Origin of the sequence: Rothia sp. (in: high G+C Gram-positive bacteria) (assembly GCF_030540545.1) — a bacterium.
In the GTDB taxonomy this organism is placed as follows: Bacteria; Actinomycetota; Actinomycetes; order Actinomycetales; family Micrococcaceae; genus Rothia.
The window spans coordinates 310,282-331,260 of record NZ_JAUNVZ010000002.1 but is presented as its reverse complement, the minus strand read 5'-3'; the positions used below and the strand labels follow the sequence as shown (position 1 = coordinate 331,260).

13 protein-coding genes are annotated in these 20,979 nt (G+C 58.0%); 6 read left to right on the top strand and 7 right to left on the bottom strand.

The annotated features are described in order from the left end of the window. A partial coding sequence (locus Q4P78_RS03120) for a hypothetical protein (RefSeq protein WP_303338858.1) occupies window positions 1-199 on the bottom strand: 199 nt, incomplete at its 3' end. 397 nt (window positions 200-596) lie between these two features. Here Q4P78_RS03120 and Q4P78_RS03115 point away from each other — a divergent pair. Next, a complete protein-coding gene (locus Q4P78_RS03115) occupies window positions 597-1,517 on the top strand; it encodes a S9 family peptidase (protein WP_303338857.1) in 921 nt (306 codons plus the stop codon). A gap of 147 nt (window positions 1,518-1,664) precedes the next feature. Here Q4P78_RS03115 and Q4P78_RS03110 read toward each other — a convergent pair whose 3' ends face one another. From Q4P78_RS03110 to Q4P78_RS03100, 3 genes are all read right to left on the bottom strand, one after another. After that, window positions 1,665-3,296 carry a hypothetical protein gene (locus tag Q4P78_RS03110; protein WP_303338856.1) on the bottom strand — a complete coding sequence of 544 codons (1,632 nt, stop codon included), beginning with the start codon at window positions 3,294-3,296 and terminating at the stop codon, window positions 1,665-1,667. 78 nt (window positions 3,297-3,374) lie between these two features. Further along, a complete protein-coding gene (locus tag Q4P78_RS03105) occupies window positions 3,375-6,632 on the bottom strand; it encodes an SMC family ATPase (RefSeq protein WP_303338855.1) in 3,258 nt (1,085 codons plus the stop codon). Continuing rightward, the gene (locus Q4P78_RS03100; RefSeq protein WP_303338854.1) at window positions 6,632-7,822 is read right to left on the bottom strand and encodes an exonuclease SbcCD subunit D C-terminal domain-containing protein; all 1,191 of its coding nucleotides are present in this window, start codon (window positions 7,820-7,822) and stop codon (window positions 6,632-6,634) included. The genes Q4P78_RS03105 and Q4P78_RS03100 overlap by 1 nt, the downstream gene beginning before the upstream one ends. A 111-nt stretch (window positions 7,823-7,933) precedes the next feature. Between Q4P78_RS03100 and Q4P78_RS03095 the strand changes: the two genes are divergently transcribed. Beyond that, the gene (locus Q4P78_RS03095; protein WP_303338853.1) at window positions 7,934-9,025 is read left to right on the top strand and encodes an ADP-ribosylglycohydrolase family protein; all 1,092 of its coding nucleotides are present in this window, start codon (window positions 7,934-7,936) and stop codon (window positions 9,023-9,025) included. 275 nt (window positions 9,026-9,300) lie between these two features. Here Q4P78_RS03095 and Q4P78_RS03090 read toward each other — a convergent pair whose 3' ends face one another. Together Q4P78_RS03090 and Q4P78_RS03085 are read right to left on the bottom strand one after the other, a co-directional pair. Beyond that, on the bottom strand, window positions 9,301-10,662 hold the full coding sequence (locus tag Q4P78_RS03090; protein ID WP_303338852.1) for an RNA polymerase sigma factor: 1,362 nt from the start codon (window positions 10,660-10,662) through the stop codon (window positions 9,301-9,303). A 360-nt stretch (window positions 10,663-11,022) separates the two neighbouring features. Further along, on the bottom strand, window positions 11,023-12,870 hold the full coding sequence (locus tag Q4P78_RS03085; protein WP_303338851.1) for a hypothetical protein: 1,848 nt from the start codon (window positions 12,868-12,870) through the stop codon (window positions 11,023-11,025). A gap of 373 nt (window positions 12,871-13,243) precedes the next feature. On the opposite strand from Q4P78_RS03085, the gene Q4P78_RS03080 reads away from it, so the two are divergent. From Q4P78_RS03080 to sucB, 4 genes are all read left to right on the top strand, one after another. Continuing rightward, window positions 13,244-14,215 carry a proteasome assembly chaperone family protein gene (locus Q4P78_RS03080; RefSeq protein ID WP_303338850.1) on the top strand — a complete coding sequence of 324 codons (972 nt, stop codon included), beginning with the start codon at window positions 13,244-13,246 and terminating at the stop codon, window positions 14,213-14,215. Between the two features lie 107 nt (window positions 14,216-14,322). Beyond that, entirely contained in the window at window positions 14,323-15,831 is a 1,509-nt protein-coding gene (locus Q4P78_RS03075) for a leucyl aminopeptidase (protein WP_303338849.1), read from the top strand. 528 nt (window positions 15,832-16,359) lie between these two features. Further along, window positions 16,360-17,742: a dihydrolipoyl dehydrogenase gene (gene lpdA / locus Q4P78_RS03070; protein WP_303338848.1), complete on the top strand. Its 1,383-nt coding sequence runs from the start codon at window positions 16,360-16,362 to the stop codon at window positions 17,740-17,742. A gap of 167 nt (window positions 17,743-17,909) precedes the next feature. Beyond that, window positions 17,910-19,526, top strand: coding sequence for a 2-oxoglutarate dehydrogenase, E2 component, dihydrolipoamide succinyltransferase (sucB, locus tag Q4P78_RS03065; protein ID WP_303338847.1), 1,617 nt, complete (start codon window positions 17,910-17,912; stop codon window positions 19,524-19,526). A gap of 85 nt (window positions 19,527-19,611) precedes the next feature. On the opposite strand, the gene Q4P78_RS03060 is transcribed toward sucB, so the two are convergent. After that, window positions 19,612-20,970 (bottom strand): hypothetical protein, encoded by a 1,359-nt coding sequence (locus tag Q4P78_RS03060; protein ID WP_303338846.1) that lies wholly within the window; start codon window positions 20,968-20,970, stop codon window positions 19,612-19,614. Window positions 20,971-20,979 lie beyond the last annotated feature (9 nt).

Genomic DNA, 20,979 nt, shown 5'->3' with positions numbered 1-20,979 from the left:
GTGCGTCTGTTTCGGTTTTTTGGAACCACTGGGGAATAAAGCCGGTTAGCCAGAATCCGCCCAGCAGACCAGCAGATACGCCACCAAAGGTGAGCAGATCACGGCGGCTAAGCGGCCGGGGTCCTTCGGGGGTTTCTTTAGGTTCCTGGTGGTTCAGGTGTGAGGGGTGTTCTTCCGGGTTGAATGGGGGTAGGGACATACGGGGTGCTCCTTTGCGTGTGGTTGGGTAATTTATCGGTGTGTGTCCTAGGGTTTTGGAAGTGTGTTAGGGCACTGTTTCAGGGTAGCGGAGCTTGGCAGCGGGGTGGTATTTATGACAGATTATTACGAGATTTTTGAGTGTTTGGTGTTGTTTGCTGGTTCTGGTGTGGTTTTTGCGCATGGGGTGAGCCTTTGGGGGGTAGTGTTTCCGGGTTCGCTTGCGTGTGTTTCTTGCCTGGGCTGAAGAGGCTCATCCCATGCGGGTGTTTTTGCCGCAGCCTTGCCGGATAGCCAGCCGCAGCCTTGCCGGATTGGAATCCGCAACCTTGCCGGATTCAGCGCCGTAGCCTTGCCGGATTGGGTGAGAGGAATGTATTCAGGGGTATGATGTGAGTATGGTTCAGCACTCTCATATTCCCCATAGTGGCCACTCACTGCCGCCTGTCGAATATCGTCTTTTTATTCCGGCTCAGCTCACTCAGCCTCACCCGGCTGTCCTTCTGCATGGGTTCGCGACGACAGGTTTGCAGCTTTTTGGTGCGACGGGCTGGGTGCGTCAATATGTGCGTGCCGGGTATGCAGTGCTGCTGGTGGATTTCCCATTCCACGGTGAGTCTTTTATTAAGGATTCGGTGGAGTTTGATGCGAAGCTTCCGGCGGGTACCGCTGTACTTTCGGGGTCTGTGCCGGTGGATGAGCATGAGAATATGTTGGCTGAGTATGCTCGTGCCCTTTCTCATCTGATTGAGCAGGTCCCCGATGCAGTCGCTCATTCAGGTGGTCCGGCTGAAATGCAAATTCTTCCTGCAGCTCATGTGATGGGTTTTTCTTTTGGTGCGCGCACCGCGTGGGAGCTGTCCACTCTGTACCCTGAGCGTGTGGTATCGCTGGTGCTGGGTGGCTTGCCGGTGCATGACCATCTTTATGCTTTGGATGTGCTGCTCAATGCTAGCCCTGAGTCTCTGAGCGAGTCGCAGCTGCGCGTGCGTGATGAGGCGCAGCAGGCTTTTGAGCCGATTCTCTCGGGATCTATTCTTGAGACCCGTGCACTGGCTGATTTTGTGGCGCTGCCCTATGCTCCTCTGGCTGCGGAGTTGAGCGCGGGCCGTCTGCCTGCCGTCCCTGTGTTGTTGGTTGCTGGGGACGAGGATTCTATTGCTGCTGATACTCCCATGCTACTTCAGTCTTTGGAGGCGGCGAACCGCCCTGCTGAGTTGCTAATGCTACCGGGTCGTGATCATGTGAATGCGCTGACCAGTGGTGTGTTCCGTCGTGCGGCTTTGGCTCATGCGGCTTCTGCCGATAGCGCTGTTTAAACACGGCGCCCGTTCAACACAATAACGTTCAACGCAATAACGCTACGCCCCCAATAAACAACAGCATCCGCAAAACACGGTGCAGTATACAAAGAGATAGCTGAAGGCTCCCCGTACCGTACGGGGAGCCTTCAGCATATATACATATTAGTCTTCAGGGTCCAGCGGTTCCAGGTGCGGCTCGTAGAAAGAGCGCCAAAGGTACCCAAAAACATGACCGAGCAGCAGGTATGCGCAGGATGCCCACACGGGAACCATAAAGGCATTAGAGTGATAGGAGCTATCACCCAGATAACCGCCCCACATGGATCCTACGGGCACACCAACTGCGGTAATAAAACCGGCAAAAATGAATATCTTGGCGTGCGGTAGCACCATATCCAAACGGCTCAGGGTCTGCAGGTGACCCGCCGCTGCGATACCCAGCATCGCCCCGTACAGGCCTAAGAAGAGCGCCATCTTCATATGATCCTGGGTGGTGGGCAGCATCAGCGAAGTACCGATCAGACCCATGGCTGAGAGCACCCAGCCAACCCAGGGGGTCAGGCGCATATTGGTCAGCAGTACCGGAATTGCCGCAACCCAGGCAGCGCCGGCAATAATGAACATGAGCTGCGGGAATTCACGCACCATATTATTGGTCATGGCGTAGCTGAGCGTGCCCGAGGTAATAGCACCCAGGCAGATCCCCAGTAGACCCAGACCCAGGGAAACCACCAGGGCGAAACGCTGCGCCTGCTTCTGCATTTCCTTATCTTCCAGCAGCAGGTGCACACTCGTATCGCCCGGCATGGCACCGGAGGGTGCCTCGGACAACAGGTTCTTCTGGCTCACGATGGTACTGGAGGACAGCAGACTGCGACGGTATGCGGGCACGGTGGAGGGCGCGGAATCCGGCACCTTCGAGGGTTTAAACACTGAGGTGAGCACCATCGTCAGATCCAGCAGCAGCACGGTAATAAGACCGCCGTAAATAGCCAGGAAGTTCTGCGCGGGCACCCCGCCAACGCTCAGTGCAATCTGCTGGGCACCGTACATGGCACCAACCGCCAGGGGGTACACGGCGAGGTTCACGGAGTTCGCAATGACCGCCATACCGAAAAGCTGCCGGTCATTCATGCGGATATTGGAGGCACCGTATTTACGCTCGTGGTTCAGGGTCGCCCACACTGGGGTGCTAATACCCACGGCAATAATACTAATCGCCATCTCAAAAGTACCCACCTGGGTGGAATCCCGTTCAAGTTTGAACACCATATAGAGCAGGTAGCTGACGGCAACCATATTATTAAAGGCGCTGGAGCCCATGGCGGTTCGTGTGCCCAGCCAGCGCACCACGATCGGATCCAGGAGCACAGCCAGACCGACGGAGACCACGTAGGCGCTCACGGCGTAGCCCGCATCGTGCGCGCTGCCCAGCAGCAGGGCGTGCATCATGTACAGGGTCATGCTGATCATGATCACGGGTAGGTGCATCAGTAGCGTGCCGAGTACATTGCCAAGACCCACTGCGCGGATGGCGTGGCCGGCTTCGGGAGCGCGCTGGCGCAGCTCGTTCCAGAGTCCGCTCAGGGTTTGGCGAGTGGTTGTCCACAGGCCGATATCCAGCACGTTCTCCAGGGATAGCGGCTGGGAGACGCCGCCCTGTTCGCGCAGGGGAATGGGGCGGCGCGTCATATCCACGGTGTGGGCGCGCGGAACTTTGGTGTTATCCGGCGCGGCGGTTGCTGCGCGGCGGGTGTGTTCCGGTTCCGCCGGGTGCGGTTGCAGTACGGACATTCTTACCTTTACGAACGGGCTGTGCTTCTCCCCTATTTTACTCGCTCGCGCGCGATATGCCGGGGCGGCTGCTTGTCTTTAGCCAATGATTGTCTCTAGGGAGGAGCCACTGGGCGTTTTGGTGACAACCAGCTGAGTGTCGATGCGCTCCTTCATATTGTCCACATGGGAGATCAGACCGACCAGGCGGCCGTTATCGCGTAGATGTTCGAGCACGTCCATGACGGAGTCCAGGCTGTCCTGGTCCAGGCTGCCGAAGCCCTCGTCGATAAAGAGGGTGTCCATTTCGATGCCGCCGCTGCGCGATTGCACGACTTCTGCCAGTCCCAGGGCGAGCGCGAGGGATGCGAGGAAGGATTCGCCGCCGGAGAGGGATCGTACTTCGCGGTGCTGGTCGTTCCATTGGTCGTGCATGTCGATGCCCAGGCCGCCTTGGTGGGTGCGGCCTTCTTTGCGGTCGTGCAGCACCATACGGTAGCGGTTGTTGCTCATGCGCTGCAGGTGGTCGCTGGCTACTTCGAGCACGCGGCTAAATTCAATACCGAGTACGTAGTTGACCAGATCGCTGCGGTGGGGACCGGTGTCGCTTTCGCCGCGGACGATGGCGCGGGCAAGGTTCTCGTAGAGTTCCTCGCGGTGCAGGGCTTCTGAGCTGCTTTCGCGCAGGCGCATGTATTCTGCTCGCTGCTGCTGAATATCGTTCAGCTGGGCGTTGAGTGCGCCGAATGCTTGAGCGTAGCGGGTGCGTTGAGCGGAGTTTTCATGGCTCAGTTCTTCGAGCTGCGCCAGGGTGTTTCGGTAGCGTTCAATCGAGTAGGGATCGTTGCTATCTACCGGTGCTTCGCTCTCTAGCTGGGCGACCAGACGCTGAATATCCTCACGCTCGGCACGCGCCTGCAGTTTGTGTTCCTGTTCGGTCCAGCTGGTGACAGCACGCGTATAGTCAGCGTGAACCTGCGGCTCAAGAACCTTAGCGAGGGCATCGTCAATTTCTGCGTAGCCGCTGATCGCACGAACCTGCTCCAATTCATCCGTACGATTAGCGAACATGAAATCGGCGGGGATAATCTGCTCCTGCTGAATATCGCTAATCTGAGTCAGAGCTGCGGAGAGCATATCCAGTGCCTGAATGCGCTGGGCGATAGTGATACTCAGGCTCTGGGATTGCAGCTGAGTTTCCAACTGCTGCGCCTGCTGGGCAAGCTGCTCACCGCGACTATGAGCACCCGCGAGTGCCTGAGCAGCAGCGTGCTTCTGGACAGTTAGGCTCTGAATCAGCTCGAGGAGCTGCTGCTGGCTCTGCTGAAATTGAACCAGCTGCTGGGCGCGCACCTGCGCCTGCTGTAGAGCGTTCTGAGCCAGAGTAAATGCTTGAGCCGCGGCGGCTTCATCCAGGGGTGCTGCACGCAATGCCTCCACGGTGGTGGTTGCTGCAGCCAGCGCCTGAACAGCGCGGGAATGAGCTGCATTGGCACTCTCACTCGCTGCTCGGGCAGCTTCAAGGGTCGCCTCGGTAATCTCTTGCAGACCCGCTTCGGCATCCTGCAACTGAGCGGGAGCGGGGTGCTCGTGGGAGCCGCATACCGAGCAGGCTTCGCCGGGCTTTAGTTCCGCCGCCAGAATATAGCGGGCATAGGACATGCGCGCGGAGTAGAGCTGCGCCAGGTGAGCAGCAGCCGAGGATGCCTGTGCCAGAGCGTTGGCTTCTGTCTGCTGAGCCTGCGCGTAGCTCTGCTCAGCACCCTTCAGATCGCGAGTGTACTTTTGGGCAGCTTCCAGTGCCTGACGAGCCTGCTCATATTCGAGCTGAGTGCGGCTGAGCTCCACGGGCGCATTAGCCAGCTCAGCTATGCTCTGCTGAACCTGCAGCTGCTGAGATTCAGCCTGCGTCAGGTTCGTCGTCAGCTGTTCTTCAGTCTGCTGGTGTTGGGTCACTTCCCGATGTGCTTGGGAAAGCTGAGACTGAACATTATTCAGGTCCTGTTCCAGGGCACGCAGCTGCTGCAGGTGAGTACGCGTAACGCTCAGGGCGCTCAGCTGCTGGTGCAGAGTCTCACGAGACACATCCCTCGGAGATATACGCGCGCTATCCAACCCAGCCGCCCAGGTTATTACCCCCTGCTCGGGATGGGATTCCCTCAGCTCAGCCAGCGCGGGGTAGCCTGCCGCCTGCTGCTGAAGCGCCAGTGCTGCCGAATCGAAGTTGGCATAGGCGCCCTTTAGCTCAGCAATCGACTGCTTGACAGCCTCCGCGGCACGAGATACCGGCAGAGCGCGCTCATGCTCAGCCAGAGCCTCCGAATAGCTGCGCACGCTATCGCTCTGTGCCAGATGAGCGGCGCGTTCCTGTTCAAGCTGCGCGTATTCGGTACGCACGCGGATCTGCTCGCGGGCAGCTTGCATAGACTGGGCGTATTCGCTCTCGCGAGTATCGTAGAGGCTCTGGGTCTCCTTGAGCTGATGGGCAAGGCTGTCCAGGGTATCAAGGCGCGTATCAAGCCACGCCAGAAATTCTTCACCGTTCAGCTGTGCCGGATTGAGAGAGGGAGCCGGATTGAGGGCTTCTACTTCTTCGAGATTATCCCCGCTCTGAGCGCTACCCTCCGTCCCCTCAGGATTCATATCCCGAGCATTCTCTTCCGCGGCAGCCACGCTATCTACAGCGCGCTGCTGTAGGGTCTGCATACTCTCGCGTAGCTCACCCACCGCCTGACGCTGCTCCTTAGCGCGCGCCTCCAGCTCCTGTTGCAGCTTGGAGTAGATATCCACGGGGAAGAGCTTGGCGAGCATTGCCTGACGCTCATCGCTACGAGCCTGCAAAAATTGTGAAAACTCACCCTGGGGCAGCAGAATCACCTTCATGAATTGCTCGCGGCTGAGCTGAATCAACTCATCCAGGTAGATACCTGCATCTTTAGCTTTTGCCGCCTGCAGCTGCCAGGATTCGGGTAGATCCGGGTTGGCTCCGGGGATTAAAGAGAGCACCTCGACCTTGGAAGCGGTCGCATTTTTATTGCCCGGGCGCTGAAATTCCAGGAAACGCTCAATGCGCACACGAACACCATTAATCGTGGCGTCCAGGTACACGCGCGGCACCAGCTTCTTATTGGAAAAGTCAGCGAAAGTGGAGGCGAGCGCCTTGGGGTCGCGCTCCTGACTGCCGCTAGTAGTCTGCCCGTAGAGGGCGTAACTTAGCGCCTCGAGTACGGTGGTTTTGCCCGCGCCGGTGGGGCCCGAGAGCAGGAACATACCGCTATCGTTCAGCGCGTCGAAGTCAATGCGCTCTTCACCGGGGTAGGACATAAAAGCGGAGAATTCTAGGACATGCAGGCGCATTATGCCTCCTTTCGGGTCTCGGCGGGTTCAGCGTGCAGCACGCTATCGAGAATATCGTTCAGGATTTCTTTTTCCTCCGGCGCCAGTCTGCGCGAGCGCATATGTTCCATGAACTCTTCGCACATATCCATGGGGTCGGTGTTTTCTACCCTGCTGCGTGCCTGCACGGACCGGGGTGCGGGTGCCAGGGTGGATTCAAATCGGAAATCTGAAATCTGTTCGAATCGTTCGCGCAGCCTGTCGTAGGCGTGGGCGGGGCGTTCTTCTTGGCGTACAATCAGACGGCAGAAATAGCCGCTCTCGTACTCGGTATATTCGGGGTTGGAGAGCAGATCCTCCAGGGCGCCGGTGAGAGTTTTCAAGGGCATGCGGGTCTCCCAGAGGACATCCTGCACGTTCAGCTGTCCGTCCTCACAATCGATCAGGTAGCCGCCGTGGCTGTAGGATTCTTCGGAGAAAGAAAAGGCAATGGGTGAGCCGCTATAGCGGATGGTATCGGTTACGGCGTAGCGCTTGTGAATATGCCCCAGCGCCACATAATCGGCACCCTCAAAGACACTGGCGGGCACCATATCCACACCGCCAATGGTGATAGCCTGTTCCGAGTCCGAACGGTCGGCAGGGTCAAAGTGGCCGCTGGCGCTCACAGTGGCATGGGAGAGCACAATGCTTGGCGCCTTATCCCCGCGTTCGGCGCGCTGGGCAATGTTGGCGCGCACGCGTTCCATGACCTCGTAGAGCACCGCCTCGTGGGTGCCGACAACGTTGAGCTGGGAGGCTACATATCGCGGGCTCAGATAGGGAATCGCGTAGATTGCCACGCTCTGCTCCCCGGCGCTCAGGATTACCGGCTCCCATGCCTGAGTATGTTCGGTGCGCAGGTGTACCCCGGCGGCACTGAGCAGCTCGGAGAGGTAGCCCAGGCGCTTTGCCGAATCGTGGTTACCGGCGGAGAGCACGATGTGCGCCCCGGCGGCTCTGAGCCGGGTCAGGGCCTGTGAGAGTAGCTCCACGGTTTGGATGGAGGGGGTTGAGCTATCGTACACATCGCCGGCAACCAGCAGAATATCAACCTGTTCACGCTGACAATAGTCCACGAGCTCGGCGATGTATTGCTCGTGGTAGGTGTGCAGGCTGCTGCCGTGAAAACTTCGTCCCAGGTGCCAGTCGGAGGTGTGCAATATTCTCATAGTCTTAGTATGGCACGCACCGGCTTTGAGTGTGGCGTATGTCGTCATGATTCGAATCAGCCGTATTCACACCGCTCCCGCACTCATGGATACACCCCGTATGATGGGTATATGACTGAATGTACTTCCACTCCCCTGGCCTCTTCGCCCGCCTTTGGTCCTGCGGTTGAGTCCGCTCTGCTGGGTGCCGCTGCCGGGGATGCCGCCGGCTACCCGGTGGAGCTGCTGCCCGCTGCTGAGATTACCTCTGAGAACCTGCCTCTGAGTAACGCATCCGAGTTGATTTTTAGCGATGATACGCAGTTGCTCTGCTATACACTGGATGCTCTGACCGAGGTGCTGGAGTGGAATAATCGCGGTGTTGCTGCCGATGAGCTGGCATGCCTGTGGCTTGCGTATCTGCGCTGGGTGCGCGGCATGGGCTATGAGTTGCTGGAGAATGCACCTTTTTCTTTGGACCGTGAGATTGATTCTGCGGAGTCTCTGCATGATCGTCAGGGGCCGGGTCAGGCGACTCTTGAGGCTTTGCTCAGCGGTGAGATGCAGTCGGTGTCTAAGAATATGAACCCTGATGCTTTGGGTTCTGGTGCTCTGGTGCGTGCTGCGGCTTTGGGGTTCCTGCCGGTTGCTACTGAGCAGACGGTGGTGTTGCTGGCGGCTCGTTCTGCGGCTCTGACTCATGGGCACCCGGAGGCGCTGGCTTCGGCTGTTGCCTGCGCTCTGACGGTGCGTGAGCTTCTGGCGCAGGTCACGGGAGCCGCGTCGGGTTCTCTGCGGGATGCTGTGACTATTGCTCGTGAGCTATGTGAGCACATTGCCTCAATGGATTCCATTCCGGGGAGCGCCACCCTGAGCATTGAGGCTCTGGATAATGCCCTAAGCGATGCGTCTGCAGCTGAGCTGGCTGAACGTGCAGGTAATGATTGGCGTGCCACCACGGTATTATCTTTGGCTATTGCTTTTGCTCTAGAAGCCGAAAAATCTATGGATTCTATGCCCGCTGAGCGTGTCTTGGTGCAAGCACTCAATTCTGCCGCGAGTGTGGATTCCGATTCTGATTCCACTGCGGCGCTGACGGGTCTTTTCCTGTGCGTACGCTACCCGCAGCTGCTGGAGTCCGTCCCGGAGTCGGTTCTGACCCGCCTGCGCGGTGCTGAGGATATCCGCGCTGTGGCGCAACGCTACTTGGCTCAGCTTGTGTAGAGTTGGTGTAATACAGTTTCTTCCCTCAAGCCGGAGGCAAGAAACGAGCATCGGCGCGCAGTTTTGCGAAGCTCGCACAGCCTCCATAACTCAAGCCAGCCTCGACAACGAGCGAGCGGAGCAATGTTTGAGCACCGCGAAGTTTGTACGCCTCCGGCGTCATGAAATACCCTAATAGCCTCTGATCCACATAAAAAAACTCCCGACACTTATCTAAAAGTGTCGGGAGTTTATCTTAAGCCTCAACTCTCACAGGGAGAGCCCAGAGAACCCGATTAGTCCAGGTAGTCGCGCAGAACCTGCGAACGCGAGGGGTGGCGCAGCTTGGACATGGTCTTGGATTCAATCTGACGGATACGCTCACGGGTAACGCCGTAGACCTTGCCAATTTCGTCTAAAGTCTTAGGCTGACCGTCAGTCATACCGAAGCGCATTGCCACCACGCCGGCTTCACGCTCGGAGAGGGTGTCCAGCACGGAGTGCAGCTGTTCCTGCAGCAGGGTGAAGGAGACCGCGTCGGCGGGTACCACTGCCTCGGAGTCCTCGATCAGGTCACCGAACTCGGAGTCGCCGTCTTCACCCAGCGGGGTGTGCAGGGAGATGGGTTCACGACCGTACTTCTGTACTTCGATGACCTTCTCCGGCGGCATGTCCAGTTCCTTGCCGAGCTCTTCGGGAGTGGGTTCGCGGCCCAGATCCTGGAGCATCTGGCGCTGCACGCGGGCGAGCTTGTTAATAACTTCAACCATGTGCACGGGGATACGGATGGTACGCGCCTGGTCTGCCATTGCGCGGGTGATTGCCTGACGGATCCACCAGGTTGCGTAGGTGGAGAACTTGAAGCCCTTGGAGTAGTCGAACTTCTCCACGGCGCGAATCAGACCCAGGTTACCTTCCTGGATCAGGTCCAGGAAGAGCATGCCGCGGCCGGTGTAGCGCTTTGCCAGGGAAACGACCAGTCGGAGGTTCGCTTCGAGCAGGTGGTTCTTAGCACGCTTGCCGTCGTGGATGACCCAGCGCAGTTCCTTCTTGAGCTGGCGGTCCATATCGGGGTTTTCGGCGAGCTTGTGCTCTGCGTACAGACCTGCTTCGATACGCTGTGCCAGTTCGACTTCCTGCTGTGCGTTGAGCAGGGAGACTTTACCGATCTGCTTGAGGTAGTCCTTGACGGGGTCGGCGGTTGCGCCGGGGGTGACCACGCGCTGGGCGGGTGCATCGTCGTCGTCACTTGCGGTGAGCACGAAGCCGGAGCCCTTGGCAGCTACTTCTTCTGCTGCCTTCTTTTCTTCTTTTTTGGCTACGGTTGCTTCGTCTTCTTCAGCTTCGTCTTCGACGTCTTCACCTTCGGTGTCCAGTTCGTCGTTTTCGAGGTCGAGGTCGAATTCGTCTTCTTCGCTCTTCTTTTTACGGCCGCCCTTGCGCTTGGGGGCTGCGGTGGTGCCTGCGGTGCTCTTGCGGGTACGCTTGGGCTTTTCTTCGCTGGCTGCCGCTTCGCTTGCCTCGGTGTCGGCTGCTGCGGTCTTTGCCTTGGTGGCGGTCTTCTTTGCTGCGGTTTTGCGAGGTGCAGTCTTCTTTACGGGGGTTTCTTCGGTTGCTGCTTCGGTAGCGGCGGAGGCGGTGGTCTTCTTGGTTGCCACGCAGAACCCTTTCTTCGCTCGTGTGATGGTGTTTTGGGTGCAAAACACCTAAGACCCTGTCAAGTCTTTGGGGCGCTTAGACCGCATGAGACTCTCGGGGTCGGTGAGGGTATAACGCCTGGGCGTTGCTCTTTATTCCCGCGTTTCTGCTGTATTTCTGCGGCTATAGTCTGAGTCTATAGCCGCCTGAGGCAGAAGCTTCTGATGCGTGCGCCCGGGTGCGCGTGCCAGCGCAGACTCTCCGGGGTCATATACTATTATGCCACACGGGGTGCCTTGAGTAGACTAAGGCACCCCTTGGGCGTGTTAGCGAAGGGTAGGAGCGCTATAGAGTCTGCACCATATATTCCCCGCTGTGCCTTATGATCCCCATGTCACTTGCGGATCGTCGACGCCCACGGCACTCAGGTGCAGGTGTCCCTTATAGCGGCGGTCCCGGTCTCGTGCCACCTCGGCGCTCAATTCATTGCGCAGAATATGAGCGGTGACGCTTTCTTCCGGGCAGATGGCCGTGGAGCAGCACACCAGGGCATGAGCCAGTTGCCCGTTACCTTTGAGCCAGTTAATCCACGCCTGCGCTTGGCGCACCCCGCTCAGCGCCTCCCCCTGAACCAGAGGCAGCATGAGGGTCAGCAGCGCTTCAAACGCCTCAATGCGCTTCCACGCAGGGGCAGGTCGGCAGGAGCGACCGCTGAGTGCATACACCAGTTCCTGAGCATTATGCTCCACCGTATTCTTGGGAGAGGAGGCGGGCCGCGCGGCAATATCGGCAGCCCACTTCTGCGCGCGGCGGTGGGTGCGTGCCACCCAATCCATCCAGCGCACTCGCTGATGACCCACGGCGGGCATGGGGGCTGCCACCGCAGCGAAGGAGTGGCGGAACGTTTCGGGCATGGCTCGATCGCTGTGGCTAAGCACGCTGCCGTAGCTTACGGGTTCAATCAGGTCTAGGTCTTCTTCCCATTCGTTCCAGATATTCTCGCCGGGTGCGCGCTGTTTGAAATCGTCCAGGCGGGGTGCGTCGGCGGGAAGTTCAAGACCCGCTTGCTCATAGTCTTTGAGGGTCTCTTCGAGGGTCTGCTTGAGTCCCTGTTCCTGAGTGGTTAGATAGTCCAGGGCTGCGGGCAGGGAACGGGCCGCGGCGTACATTATCGGTTCTACCGAGGCGTAGTCCAGGGTATTGAGCAGGTAGGCGATAATTTCGGGCGGCAGAACCAGGCGCATGCTGTCTCCAAGTTCTGCGCTTAGCTCTTCCCAACGCCCCAGCACGCGATCTTTATCTTGACGATAGGGTGCGAGCAGGCGCGATACGGCTTCAATGGCTGCGTCCCAATAGCAGAGTTCGGTGGCTCGCTGGGCGCTATAGCTGCTATAGGGCACACGGCGCCCCTCGTAGACGCAAGCGTATTCCTGGGAGTAGGTCATATTCCATAAGGAGCAGGCGCTATACCAATCGCGGGTACTTTCGGGCTCGTTGCTTCGGCGTGAGTCCACTAGAATTTTATCCCAGTGGGAGGCGCTGTCATTATCGGGGGCGGGCACATCCAGCAACTGCTGCATATCGTAGCGGCTGGCTGCTATAGGCTCACTGACGGCTACTTTTCCTTCTTCGTCCAGCACGGCGTAGGCATGATCAGCAACCGCAATGCACAGAATGCACGCCAGGTCGTTGGTGACCGTGCGGTCAAAAATAGTATCGAAGAAGCTGGCGAGTTCGCGCACCTGCGAATGGTCATCGTCCAGGGCGGGCACGTACACGGGGCTGACGGGGCCAAAGTGCACCATGATAAAGGAGTTCACGATACTTCCGTCGTGGCAGCGGGTGGGTAGCATGCTGGTGGCAAGGTTCAGGTAGTCGGCGGTCGAGTCAATCTCACGACGCGGGTTCATACGCATAATCGGCCCCACCTGGTTATCGCTCATTGCCAGGAATACGGTGGAGTTTTCCGGGTAGTAGCCCAGGGTGTGTACGATCAGCTGAATGGTGTCGCTTTCGCCAACGACCGTGGTTTCCTTGTTTTTCTTTTTCTCTCCTGCCTTTTGAGAGCCAGCGACGGCGGTTTTTCGGGAGGCGCACTGACCCTTCACCTGGCTCTTCTTCTGGGTCTTCGACTCAGGATTGTGTGCAAGTTCGAGCTGATTTACCTGCTCGGTGACTGCGGCTTCGGACGGGTTTGGGTACTTCTGGTATTCAATGTTTTCCTTCATGTCTCAATGTTGGCAGGTTTATAGAGCCCTTAAAGACTATTTGAACAAATCTGTGGATAAGTGTGGCGTTTTCTATCAAATAGATAGTTATCCACAGGTAAATGTACTATTTTTAGCAGTTTTATTACGCATAATAGCGTGAATTATGACGTTTTCTGCAGCTTTATGACAAACCGACGCTCCCCTGCAAGTACCAAAACCCACGCATCCACGAAGCCTCTCCCCTTCTACGCCCCCAGCTGTTCACTGATTGCAAAGCCAGTACATAGAGCATGCGGAATTCACGCGCGATAGACTAGAGTTATAGGTTCAGGTCGTATATCCGCCCCGTACCAGATCAGCGGAATACACACAGAATCAGAAGGGAGCGACCATGTTAGACCCCAAGGGTATATACACCGCCAATGAACGCCTTCTCGACGACCCTCGAGTACACAACCTACCCCTGGTCATCGCTCTCTCCAGCCCCAACGACGCAGGCTCCACCGCCGGCCAAATGGGGCACTTCCTGCTACAAAATCTCAAGAGTATCCCCGCCGTTTCCTTCGACGTGGACCAGCTGCACAACTACCGTGAGCGCCCGCCGCGCGTCTTCTATAACAAGGATCACTACGAAGATTTGCGCCTGCCCACCCTGAAAATGCACTTGGTAGAAGACGCCCTGGACCAGCCTTTCTTCCTCTTCTCCGGTGCAGAACCGGACCTGCAATGGCGTCGATTCCGCGCGGCTGTTATGCATATTGTGGAGCGAATCCGCCCCTCCCTGGTGCTTTTCGTCTCCGCATTCCCCATGCCTGTGCCGCACACTCGTGCTTTCCCCGTCACCGCACACGGATCCCGTAAAGATTTGATGGAAGGGATTTCCATGTGGCACCCCAAGGCAGATTTGCGGGCTTCCATGGGCAGCGTGCTCGAACTTGAAATGATCGAGCGAGGCATTGGCACCGTCGGATTCGCGGTCAATATCCCCCAATATATTTCCGAGGCGGACCTGCCTCAGGGTCTGCTGACCGCCCTGGAGCACGTGAGTATCGCGGCGCATCTCTCCCTACCCACTGAGGAGGTACGTGAGGCTTCCCGCAGCGTGCATGAGCAAATCAACGCTCAGGTGCAGGCAAACCCGGAAGTCGCGCGCATGGTCACCTCCCTGGAGGAAAGCTACGACGCAAACTACCAAAGTGCCGCCGCCTCCACCATGACCCTGGCACAAAGGGACGCCGATAAGGTGCCTTCCAGGGATCAGATTGGTGTGTTCTTTGAGCAGTACCTGGATGAGCATCCCTATGACTCTCGCGCTCAGCGTCCACCGCGCTCGCAGGACCCCGGGGATTCCCCCGCCGTATAACTTTATCTCGGTGCCGCGCACCTTTGTGGTGCGCGGCACCTGTCTTTGGGTGTACAGTGGTAGTTGGAGTACATATCTGTCATATCAACGTATCAAAGGAGTACACTATGTCGCTGACTTTTGCTCTGGCACCGACTGACCTGTCTGCCCTGGAATCTGACGCTCTGATTATCGGCGTCTACTCCGGCGAGGACGGCGCAACCCTGGCACCGAATCACCTCTCCGAAGACACCGCCGAAGGTGTTAGCGAACTGCTGGAAATCCTCAACGTCACCGGTAGCGCAGACCAGCTCGTGCGTCTGCCCGGCGTAGAAGACTCCGATGCAGGCATCCTGGTACTCATCGGTCTGGGCGCGCCCGGCGAAGATGACACCGAACGCGCCGACGCCCTGCGCTACGCTGCAGGTTCGGCAGTACGCCAGCTGTCCGATCTGGAAGAAGTCACCTTCGATTTGCCCGTGACCACCGCCCGTGAGCTGGAGGCAGTAGCCTTCGGCGCAACCCTGGGTTCCTTTACCGAAGAAGGCCTGAAGGTCAAGAGCGCAGACTCCCTCAAGCCCGGCGTGCAGACCGTACTCATCGCCACCGAGCTGGAGAGTGACTCTGCTGAAGAGGCGCTGGAGCGCGGCCTGATCCTGGGCGAGGCAACCAACGGCGCCCGTACCCTAGTCAACGTACCGCCTTCGCACCTGTACCCCGAAACTTTCGCGGAAGTAGCCACCGAACTCGTTGAAGACCTGCCCGACGTATCGGCTCGCGTCTACGACTATGACCAGCTGCTCGAAGGCGGCTTCGGCGGTATCGCCGGCGTGGGTCAGGGCTCCGTGCGCAAGCCCGCGCTGGTTGTTCTGGAGTACCGCCCCGAGGGTGCACAGCATCACGTGGCATTGGTCGGTAAGGGTATCACTTTCGACACCGGCGGCAATTCTCTCAAGCCCGCAGCATCCATGACCACTATGAAGTGCGATATGGCTGGCGCTGCCTCCGTACTGCACTCCGTGCTGGCAATTGCTGAGCTCGGCCTGCCCGTAGCCGTCACCGGTTACCTGTGCCTGGCTGAAAACATGCCCGGCGGTTATGCGCTGCGCCCCGAAGATGTACTGACCATGCGCGATGGCCGCACCGTTGAGGTACTGAACACCGACGCCGAAGGCCGCCTGGTCATGGCAGACGGTATTGCTCTGGCATCCGAGTCTCAACCCGATGTGATTGTGGATATTGCAACCCTGACCGGTGCGGCAATGGCTGCCCTGGGTCTGCGCACCGCTGCTCTGATGGGTGACTCCGAGATTCGCACTCGCGTGCTGGATGCGGGCGAGGCAGCCGGTGAAGACTACTGGCCTCTGCCGCTGAAGTCCTACCTGCGCTCCTCCATGAACACTCCCGTGGCTGATATTGCCAATATGGGTGAGCGTTATGGTAGCGCAATGGTCGCCGGTCTGTTCCTGCGTGAATTCGTTGGCAAGAACGATCAGGGTGAGCGTATCCCCTGGGCACACCTGGATATTGCCGGTCCTGCGTTCAATGAGAAGGCACCCTATGGTTACACTCCGAAGGAGGGTACCGGTTTCGGTACTGCTACTCTGGTGAACTTTGTAGCATCCTACGCTGAGTAATCGATTCTAGTACTTTTCAGTACCTAGTCATTGATGGTGAGGGAGTATTGAGTCTGACGCTCAATACTCCCTCATCGTGTATCTAAGTTCGTATGCGAGTTATGTGGGTGCGTAGTTGCGGCACCGCTGCGGAGATTGACCTTCGTGGGTGTGAGAATTTCTGAAATTGGGTTCCTGTCCGAGGAAAAAGCATTCGCGCATGTCCTTCTCCCGCATCGTGCCCCAGCCTTAGAAACTTTTGCACACATTCAAGAGTTCAAACACAGCCCAAACCTCATACACTCACCCACGAAGTCACACCATAAGAGCCTGATGAGCGAAGGTTCAGACCCCTATTACGAACTTATTTACTGATTTATTCCCTTAAATCCCGATTCGATTACTCAGGAATATACATTAAGCGGTATTGTTGTAGTAAGTACCTTTCTGTCTACTCGACAGGTGCAGCGCTTGCGCTGTGCTCGCGGCAGATGGGCGGGTGCATCCAAAAGAACTCATTGCAGGGGTACAAACAGTGCCCCATAACCTATGCAAGGGAGCAACATCGTGGCTCAAGAATTTGACATCCTCATCCTCGGCGGCGGTTCCGCAGGTTACTCTGCAGCACTGCGCGCTCGCCAGCTGGGCTTCACTGTCGGCCTGGTTGAGAAGGAAAAGGTCGGCGGCACCTGCCTGCACACCGGCTGCATCCCCACCAAGGCGTACCTGCACGCAGCTGAACTGGCGGAGGAGACCCGCAACGCAGCGAAGTACGGCGTGAACGCATCTCTGCAGTCCATCGAAATGGGCAAGGTTCGCGATTACAAGGACGGCATCGTCAACGGCAAGTTCAAGGGTCTGTCCGGCCTGCTGAAGATGAAGGGCGTCGAGGTTATCGCTGGCGAGGGCAAGCTGACCGCCCCCGACACCATCACCGTAAACGGTGTTGAGTACAAGGGTAAGAACATTGTTCTGGCTTCCGGTTCCGTTTCCAAGACCTTCGGTCTGCCCATTGGTGGTCGTATCCTGACCTCCACCGAGGCTCTGCAGATGGATTACCTGCCCAAGAGCGCTATTGTGCTCGGCGGTGGCGTGATTGGTTCTGAGTTTGCTTCTATGTGGAACTCCATGGGTGTTGAGGTGACCATCATTGAGGGTCTGCCCCACCTGGTTCCGAACGAAGATCCGGCAATCATTAAGGTTCTGGAGCGCGAGTTCAAGAAGCGCGGCATTAAGTTCAACACCGGCACCCTCTTCGAGAAGGTTGAGCAGGACGCTAACGGTGTTAAGGTCACCCTGGCTGACGGCAAGGTCTTCGAGGCTGAGATCGTTCTGGTTGCTGTGGGTCGTGGCCCCAACACCGCTGGTATGGGCTACGAGGAGCAGGGCATCCCCATGGATCGCGGCTTCGTTCTGGCTAACGAGCGTCTGCACACCGGCGTGGGCAACATCTACGCTATTGGTGACATTGTTCCCGGCGTGCAGCTGGCACACCGCGGTTACCAGCAGGGTATCTTCGTTGCTGAGGAAATCGCCGGTCTGAACCCGACCGTTGTTGAGGATGTTAACATCCCCAAGGTGACCTTCTGCGAGCCCGAGATCGCATCTGTGGGCTACTCTGAGCCCAAGGCTGCTGAGAAGTTCGGCGCTGAGAACATTGAGTCCGCTGAGTACAACCTGGCTGGTAACGGTAAGTCCTCCATCCTGGGCACCGGCGGTATCGTAAAGGTTGTCCGTCAGAAGGACGGCCCCATCATTGGTGTTCACGCAATCGGTAAGCGCATGGGCGAGCAGATTGGTGAGGCTCAGATGTGGGTTGCTTGGGAAGCATTCCCCGAGGATGTTAAGAAGTTCATCCACGCTCACCCGACTCAGAACGAGTCCCTGGGCGAGGCAGCGATGCTTCTGAACGGCACCCCGCTGCACGGCTAATAGCCGCCTATACCTAGTGGTTCTAGATGTCTGAAAAGCATTGGCGAACCAGGGTGATTAAACGTGTCGCCGTGCTGCTGGCTGATGCCGGTTTTAATGGCGCGGCGGCACGTTTGAACCCCGAAATTTTTCTAGTTCAAGCATTCACAAGGAGAACGGGAAGAAATATGTCCCATACCGTAGAACTGCCCGCACTGGGCGAGTCTGTGACCGAGGGTACCGTTACCCGCTGGTTGGTTTCCGTCGGCGACACCGTTGCTATTGACGATCCGCTGGTTGAGGTTTCCACCGATAAGGTTGACACCGAGGTTCCCTCGCCCGTAGCAGGCGTTGTTGAGCAGATCCTGGTTGAAGAGGATGAGGACGTCGAGGTCGGCGCTGCTCTGGTTATCATTGGCGACGGCTCCGGCGCTGCAGCAGCTCCTGCTGCTCCCGCCGCAGCTGCAGCACCCGCACCGGCAGCTCCCGCAGCACCGGCACCGGTTGCTGAGGCTCCCGCAGCTGCACCCGCTCCCGCAGCAGGCGCAGCAGCGGGTCAGGAAGTTATCCTGCCCGCACTGGGCGAGTCCGTAACCGAGGGCACCATCACCCGCTGGCTGAAGGAAGTTGGCGAGCAGGTTGAGGTTGACGAGCCCCTGGTTGAGGTTTCCACCGATAAGGTTGACACCGAGGTTCCCTCCCCCGTAGCAGGTACCCTGCTGGAAATCCGTATTCAGGAAGATGAGGACGCAGAGGTTGGCCAGGTTCTGGCTATCATCGGCGACGCTTCCGCAGCAGCAGCACCGGCAGCTCCCGCAGCTGCACCGGCTCCCGCTGCTCCCGCAGCTCCGGCTCCCGCAGCAGCTGAGGGCGAAGCATACGTAACCCCGCTGGTTCGTAAGCTCGCTAAGGACAACGGCATCGACCTGGCAACCGTTCAGGGCACCGGTGTTGGCGGCCGTATCCGCAAGCAGGACGTCCAGGCTGCAATCGCAGCTAAGGGCGCAGCAGCACCCGCACCGGCTGCAGCAGCACCGGCAGCAGGCTCCGCAAAGGCACCTCACACCTTCGAGGTTTCCCCCAAGCGCGGCACCGTCGAGAAGACCGCACGCATCCGCCAGGTTATCGCAAAGCGTATGCGCGAGTCCCTGGACATCTCCACCCAGCTGACCCAGGTCACCGAAGTGGATATGACCCGCGTTGCAGCACTGCGCCTGAAGGCTAAGGACGGCTTCGCAGCTCGCGAGGGCGCAAAGCTGACCTTCCTGCCCTTCTTCGCACAGGCAGTGACCGAGGCTCTGCAGCAGCACCCCGCACTGAACGCAACCATGACCGAGGATCTCAAGCAGATCACCTACCCCGCAGCAGAGAACATTGCAATTGCAGTGGACACCCCCAAGGGTCTGCTCGTTCCGGTGATCAAGAACGCTTCCGATCTGGGCATTGGTGGCCTGGCAAAGGCTATTGGCGATCTGGGTGGCCGTGCACGCACCGGCGATATCGCTCCGGAAGAACTGTCCGGTTCCACCTTCACCATCACCAACATTGGTTCCTTCGGCGCTCTGTTCGATACCCCGATTATCAACCAGCCCAACGTGGCAATTCTGGGTACCGGTAACATCGTCAAGCGCCCGATGGTTGTCAAGGACATCGATGGCAACGATAGCATTGCTATCCGCTCCATGTGCTACCTGTCCCTGACCTACGATCACCGCGTGGTTGATGGTGCGGACGCTGGTCGCTTCCTGCACACCATCAAGACCCGCCTGGAGGAGGCAAACTTCGAGGCTGAGCTGGGTCTCTAATCCCATAACTCACCTTGAGGTTTGACTACCTAGGTAGCTTAAGCGCCGATGTACTCTTAATGAGTGCATCGGCGCTTTTGCTATATTATTTTTCCCAGTCAATGGCATTAATGCTGTGGATACGCCAGGAGCCGTTCTCGTAAAGCAGCACGCAATGTACTCGCTGGCGAGTCTTGCCCTCAGCGACCTGTAGCTTTTCGCGGGCAATTTCTTCATCGCTGGCGTGATAGTCCGATTCAATAATCAGCACGCTCTCAATGCGTTCTCGATTCTGCTCAATGATGGTGGTATCAGCGAGTCGAATGGTTTCTTTACCCTCCACCTGCAGCCAGCGGTTTCGTTCTTCCAAGAGTCTACGAATAATGGCTTGGCTCTGCGCTTCGCTATCTAAGCTCTGTTCGCTACCATCTGTACTCTGGGCTATGCTCTGCGGCGATAGACTCCAAGGCATGGGGACTGCCCTGGTGGATAGCACAGCGCCCGCAAGAGCAATCACCGCGACCAGGCTCAGGAGAACTGCCCACGATCCCTTCTCTGGTTTACGCCCCTTCTTCCCCTCAGACTTCAGCCTTCGGTGAGGTACGCGCTGCCCGGTTCCTACTCTCTTCTTGCCTTTCACAGCCGGTACACCGGATTCAAGAATTAGCCTCGACCGGATATCCTCAGGAGCACTACTATAGGCGTTAATGGGCGCAGGTTTCAGGCAAGAGGGCATGTGCTGCAGCAGCTGACTCAGCGCACGAATCTGCGGCTGTTCAGCATCCAGCATGGATTCCAGAATATGAGCCAGCTCAATAATAAATTCGTTTCTCTCGATCTCTCCTCTCTCACCCTGAGAATCAATATGCAGGGGTAGGGGGATGCGCTCGTGGGTTGCCCCGGGTTCTACCCCCGTGAGGGCTTTCCACAGTAGCGCTGCGCAGGCTCGTGCGTCCTCCGCCGCGCGCTGTTCCTGGACGCTGACGGGCTCCTGCTCATCGGGCGCGTAGAGGGCATGTATCAGCGCCGGCTCACCGTGCAGATTCAGCAGAACCGAATCAGCTGTGAGCCTTCCGTGTGCCGCTCCCCGAGAGTGCAGATATTCAAGGGCGCCGCTCAGAGCGAGAGCGCAATTCAGGCTTTCTTCAAGGCTCAACGCTCCACGTTGTTCAAGTACCTGCTCCAGGGTGCCAGCTAGGTGCGGGGCGTACCATAGACGTGTGTCTGCTCCGCTACGGGTCACGGCGCACAGGGTTGCCAGGCTCTCTATAGGCTCCAGGGCGCAATAAAAAGACTCGCTTTCAGGGCTCGAGACGGATGTTTGCACAAGACTATATTCTCCCGTGGGCAGGGAGATAGACACGGGTATTGCCTCATCGCTATGTTCAGACGCCAGGTGAACATTCCACAGGGTGCGCTGCGGGTTCTCATCGATGAGATTTTTAAAACTCAGATACATAGTCATAGTGTTATC

Excerpts from the sequence above, each read along its gene's own strand:
- Q4P78_RS03095 (WP_303338853.1), top strand. The coding sequence starts at position 7,934 with ATGACTGAATGTACTTCCACTCCCCTGGCCTCTTCGCCCGCCTTTGGT.
- Q4P78_RS03115 (WP_303338857.1), top strand. The coding sequence starts at position 597 with ATGGTTCAGCACTCTCATATTCCCCATAGTGGCCACTCACTGCCGCCT.
- Q4P78_RS03105 (WP_303338855.1), bottom strand. The coding sequence starts at position 6,632 with ATGCGCCTGCATGTCCTAGAATTCTCCGCTTTTATGTCCTACCCCGGT.
- Q4P78_RS03110 (WP_303338856.1), bottom strand. The coding sequence starts at position 3,296 with ATGTCCGTACTGCAACCGCACCCGGCGGAACCGGAACACACCCGCCGC.
- Q4P78_RS03060 (WP_303338846.1), bottom strand. The coding sequence starts at position 20,970 with ATGACTATGTATCTGAGTTTTAAAAATCTCATCGATGAGAACCCGCAG.
- Q4P78_RS03100 (WP_303338854.1), bottom strand. The coding sequence starts at position 7,822 with ATGAGAATATTGCACACCTCCGACTGGCACCTGGGACGAAGTTTTCAC.
- Q4P78_RS03080 (WP_303338850.1), top strand. The coding sequence starts at position 13,244 with ATGTTAGACCCCAAGGGTATATACACCGCCAATGAACGCCTTCTCGAC.
- Q4P78_RS03085 (WP_303338851.1), bottom strand. The coding sequence starts at position 12,870 with ATGAAGGAAAACATTGAATACCAGAAGTACCCAAACCCGTCCGAAGCC.
- Q4P78_RS03075 (WP_303338849.1), top strand. The coding sequence starts at position 14,323 with ATGTCGCTGACTTTTGCTCTGGCACCGACTGACCTGTCTGCCCTGGAA.
- lpdA (WP_303338848.1), top strand. The coding sequence starts at position 16,360 with ATGCAAGGGAGCAACATCGTGGCTCAAGAATTTGACATCCTCATCCTC.
- sucB (WP_303338847.1), top strand. The coding sequence starts at position 17,910 with ATGTCCCATACCGTAGAACTGCCCGCACTGGGCGAGTCTGTGACCGAG.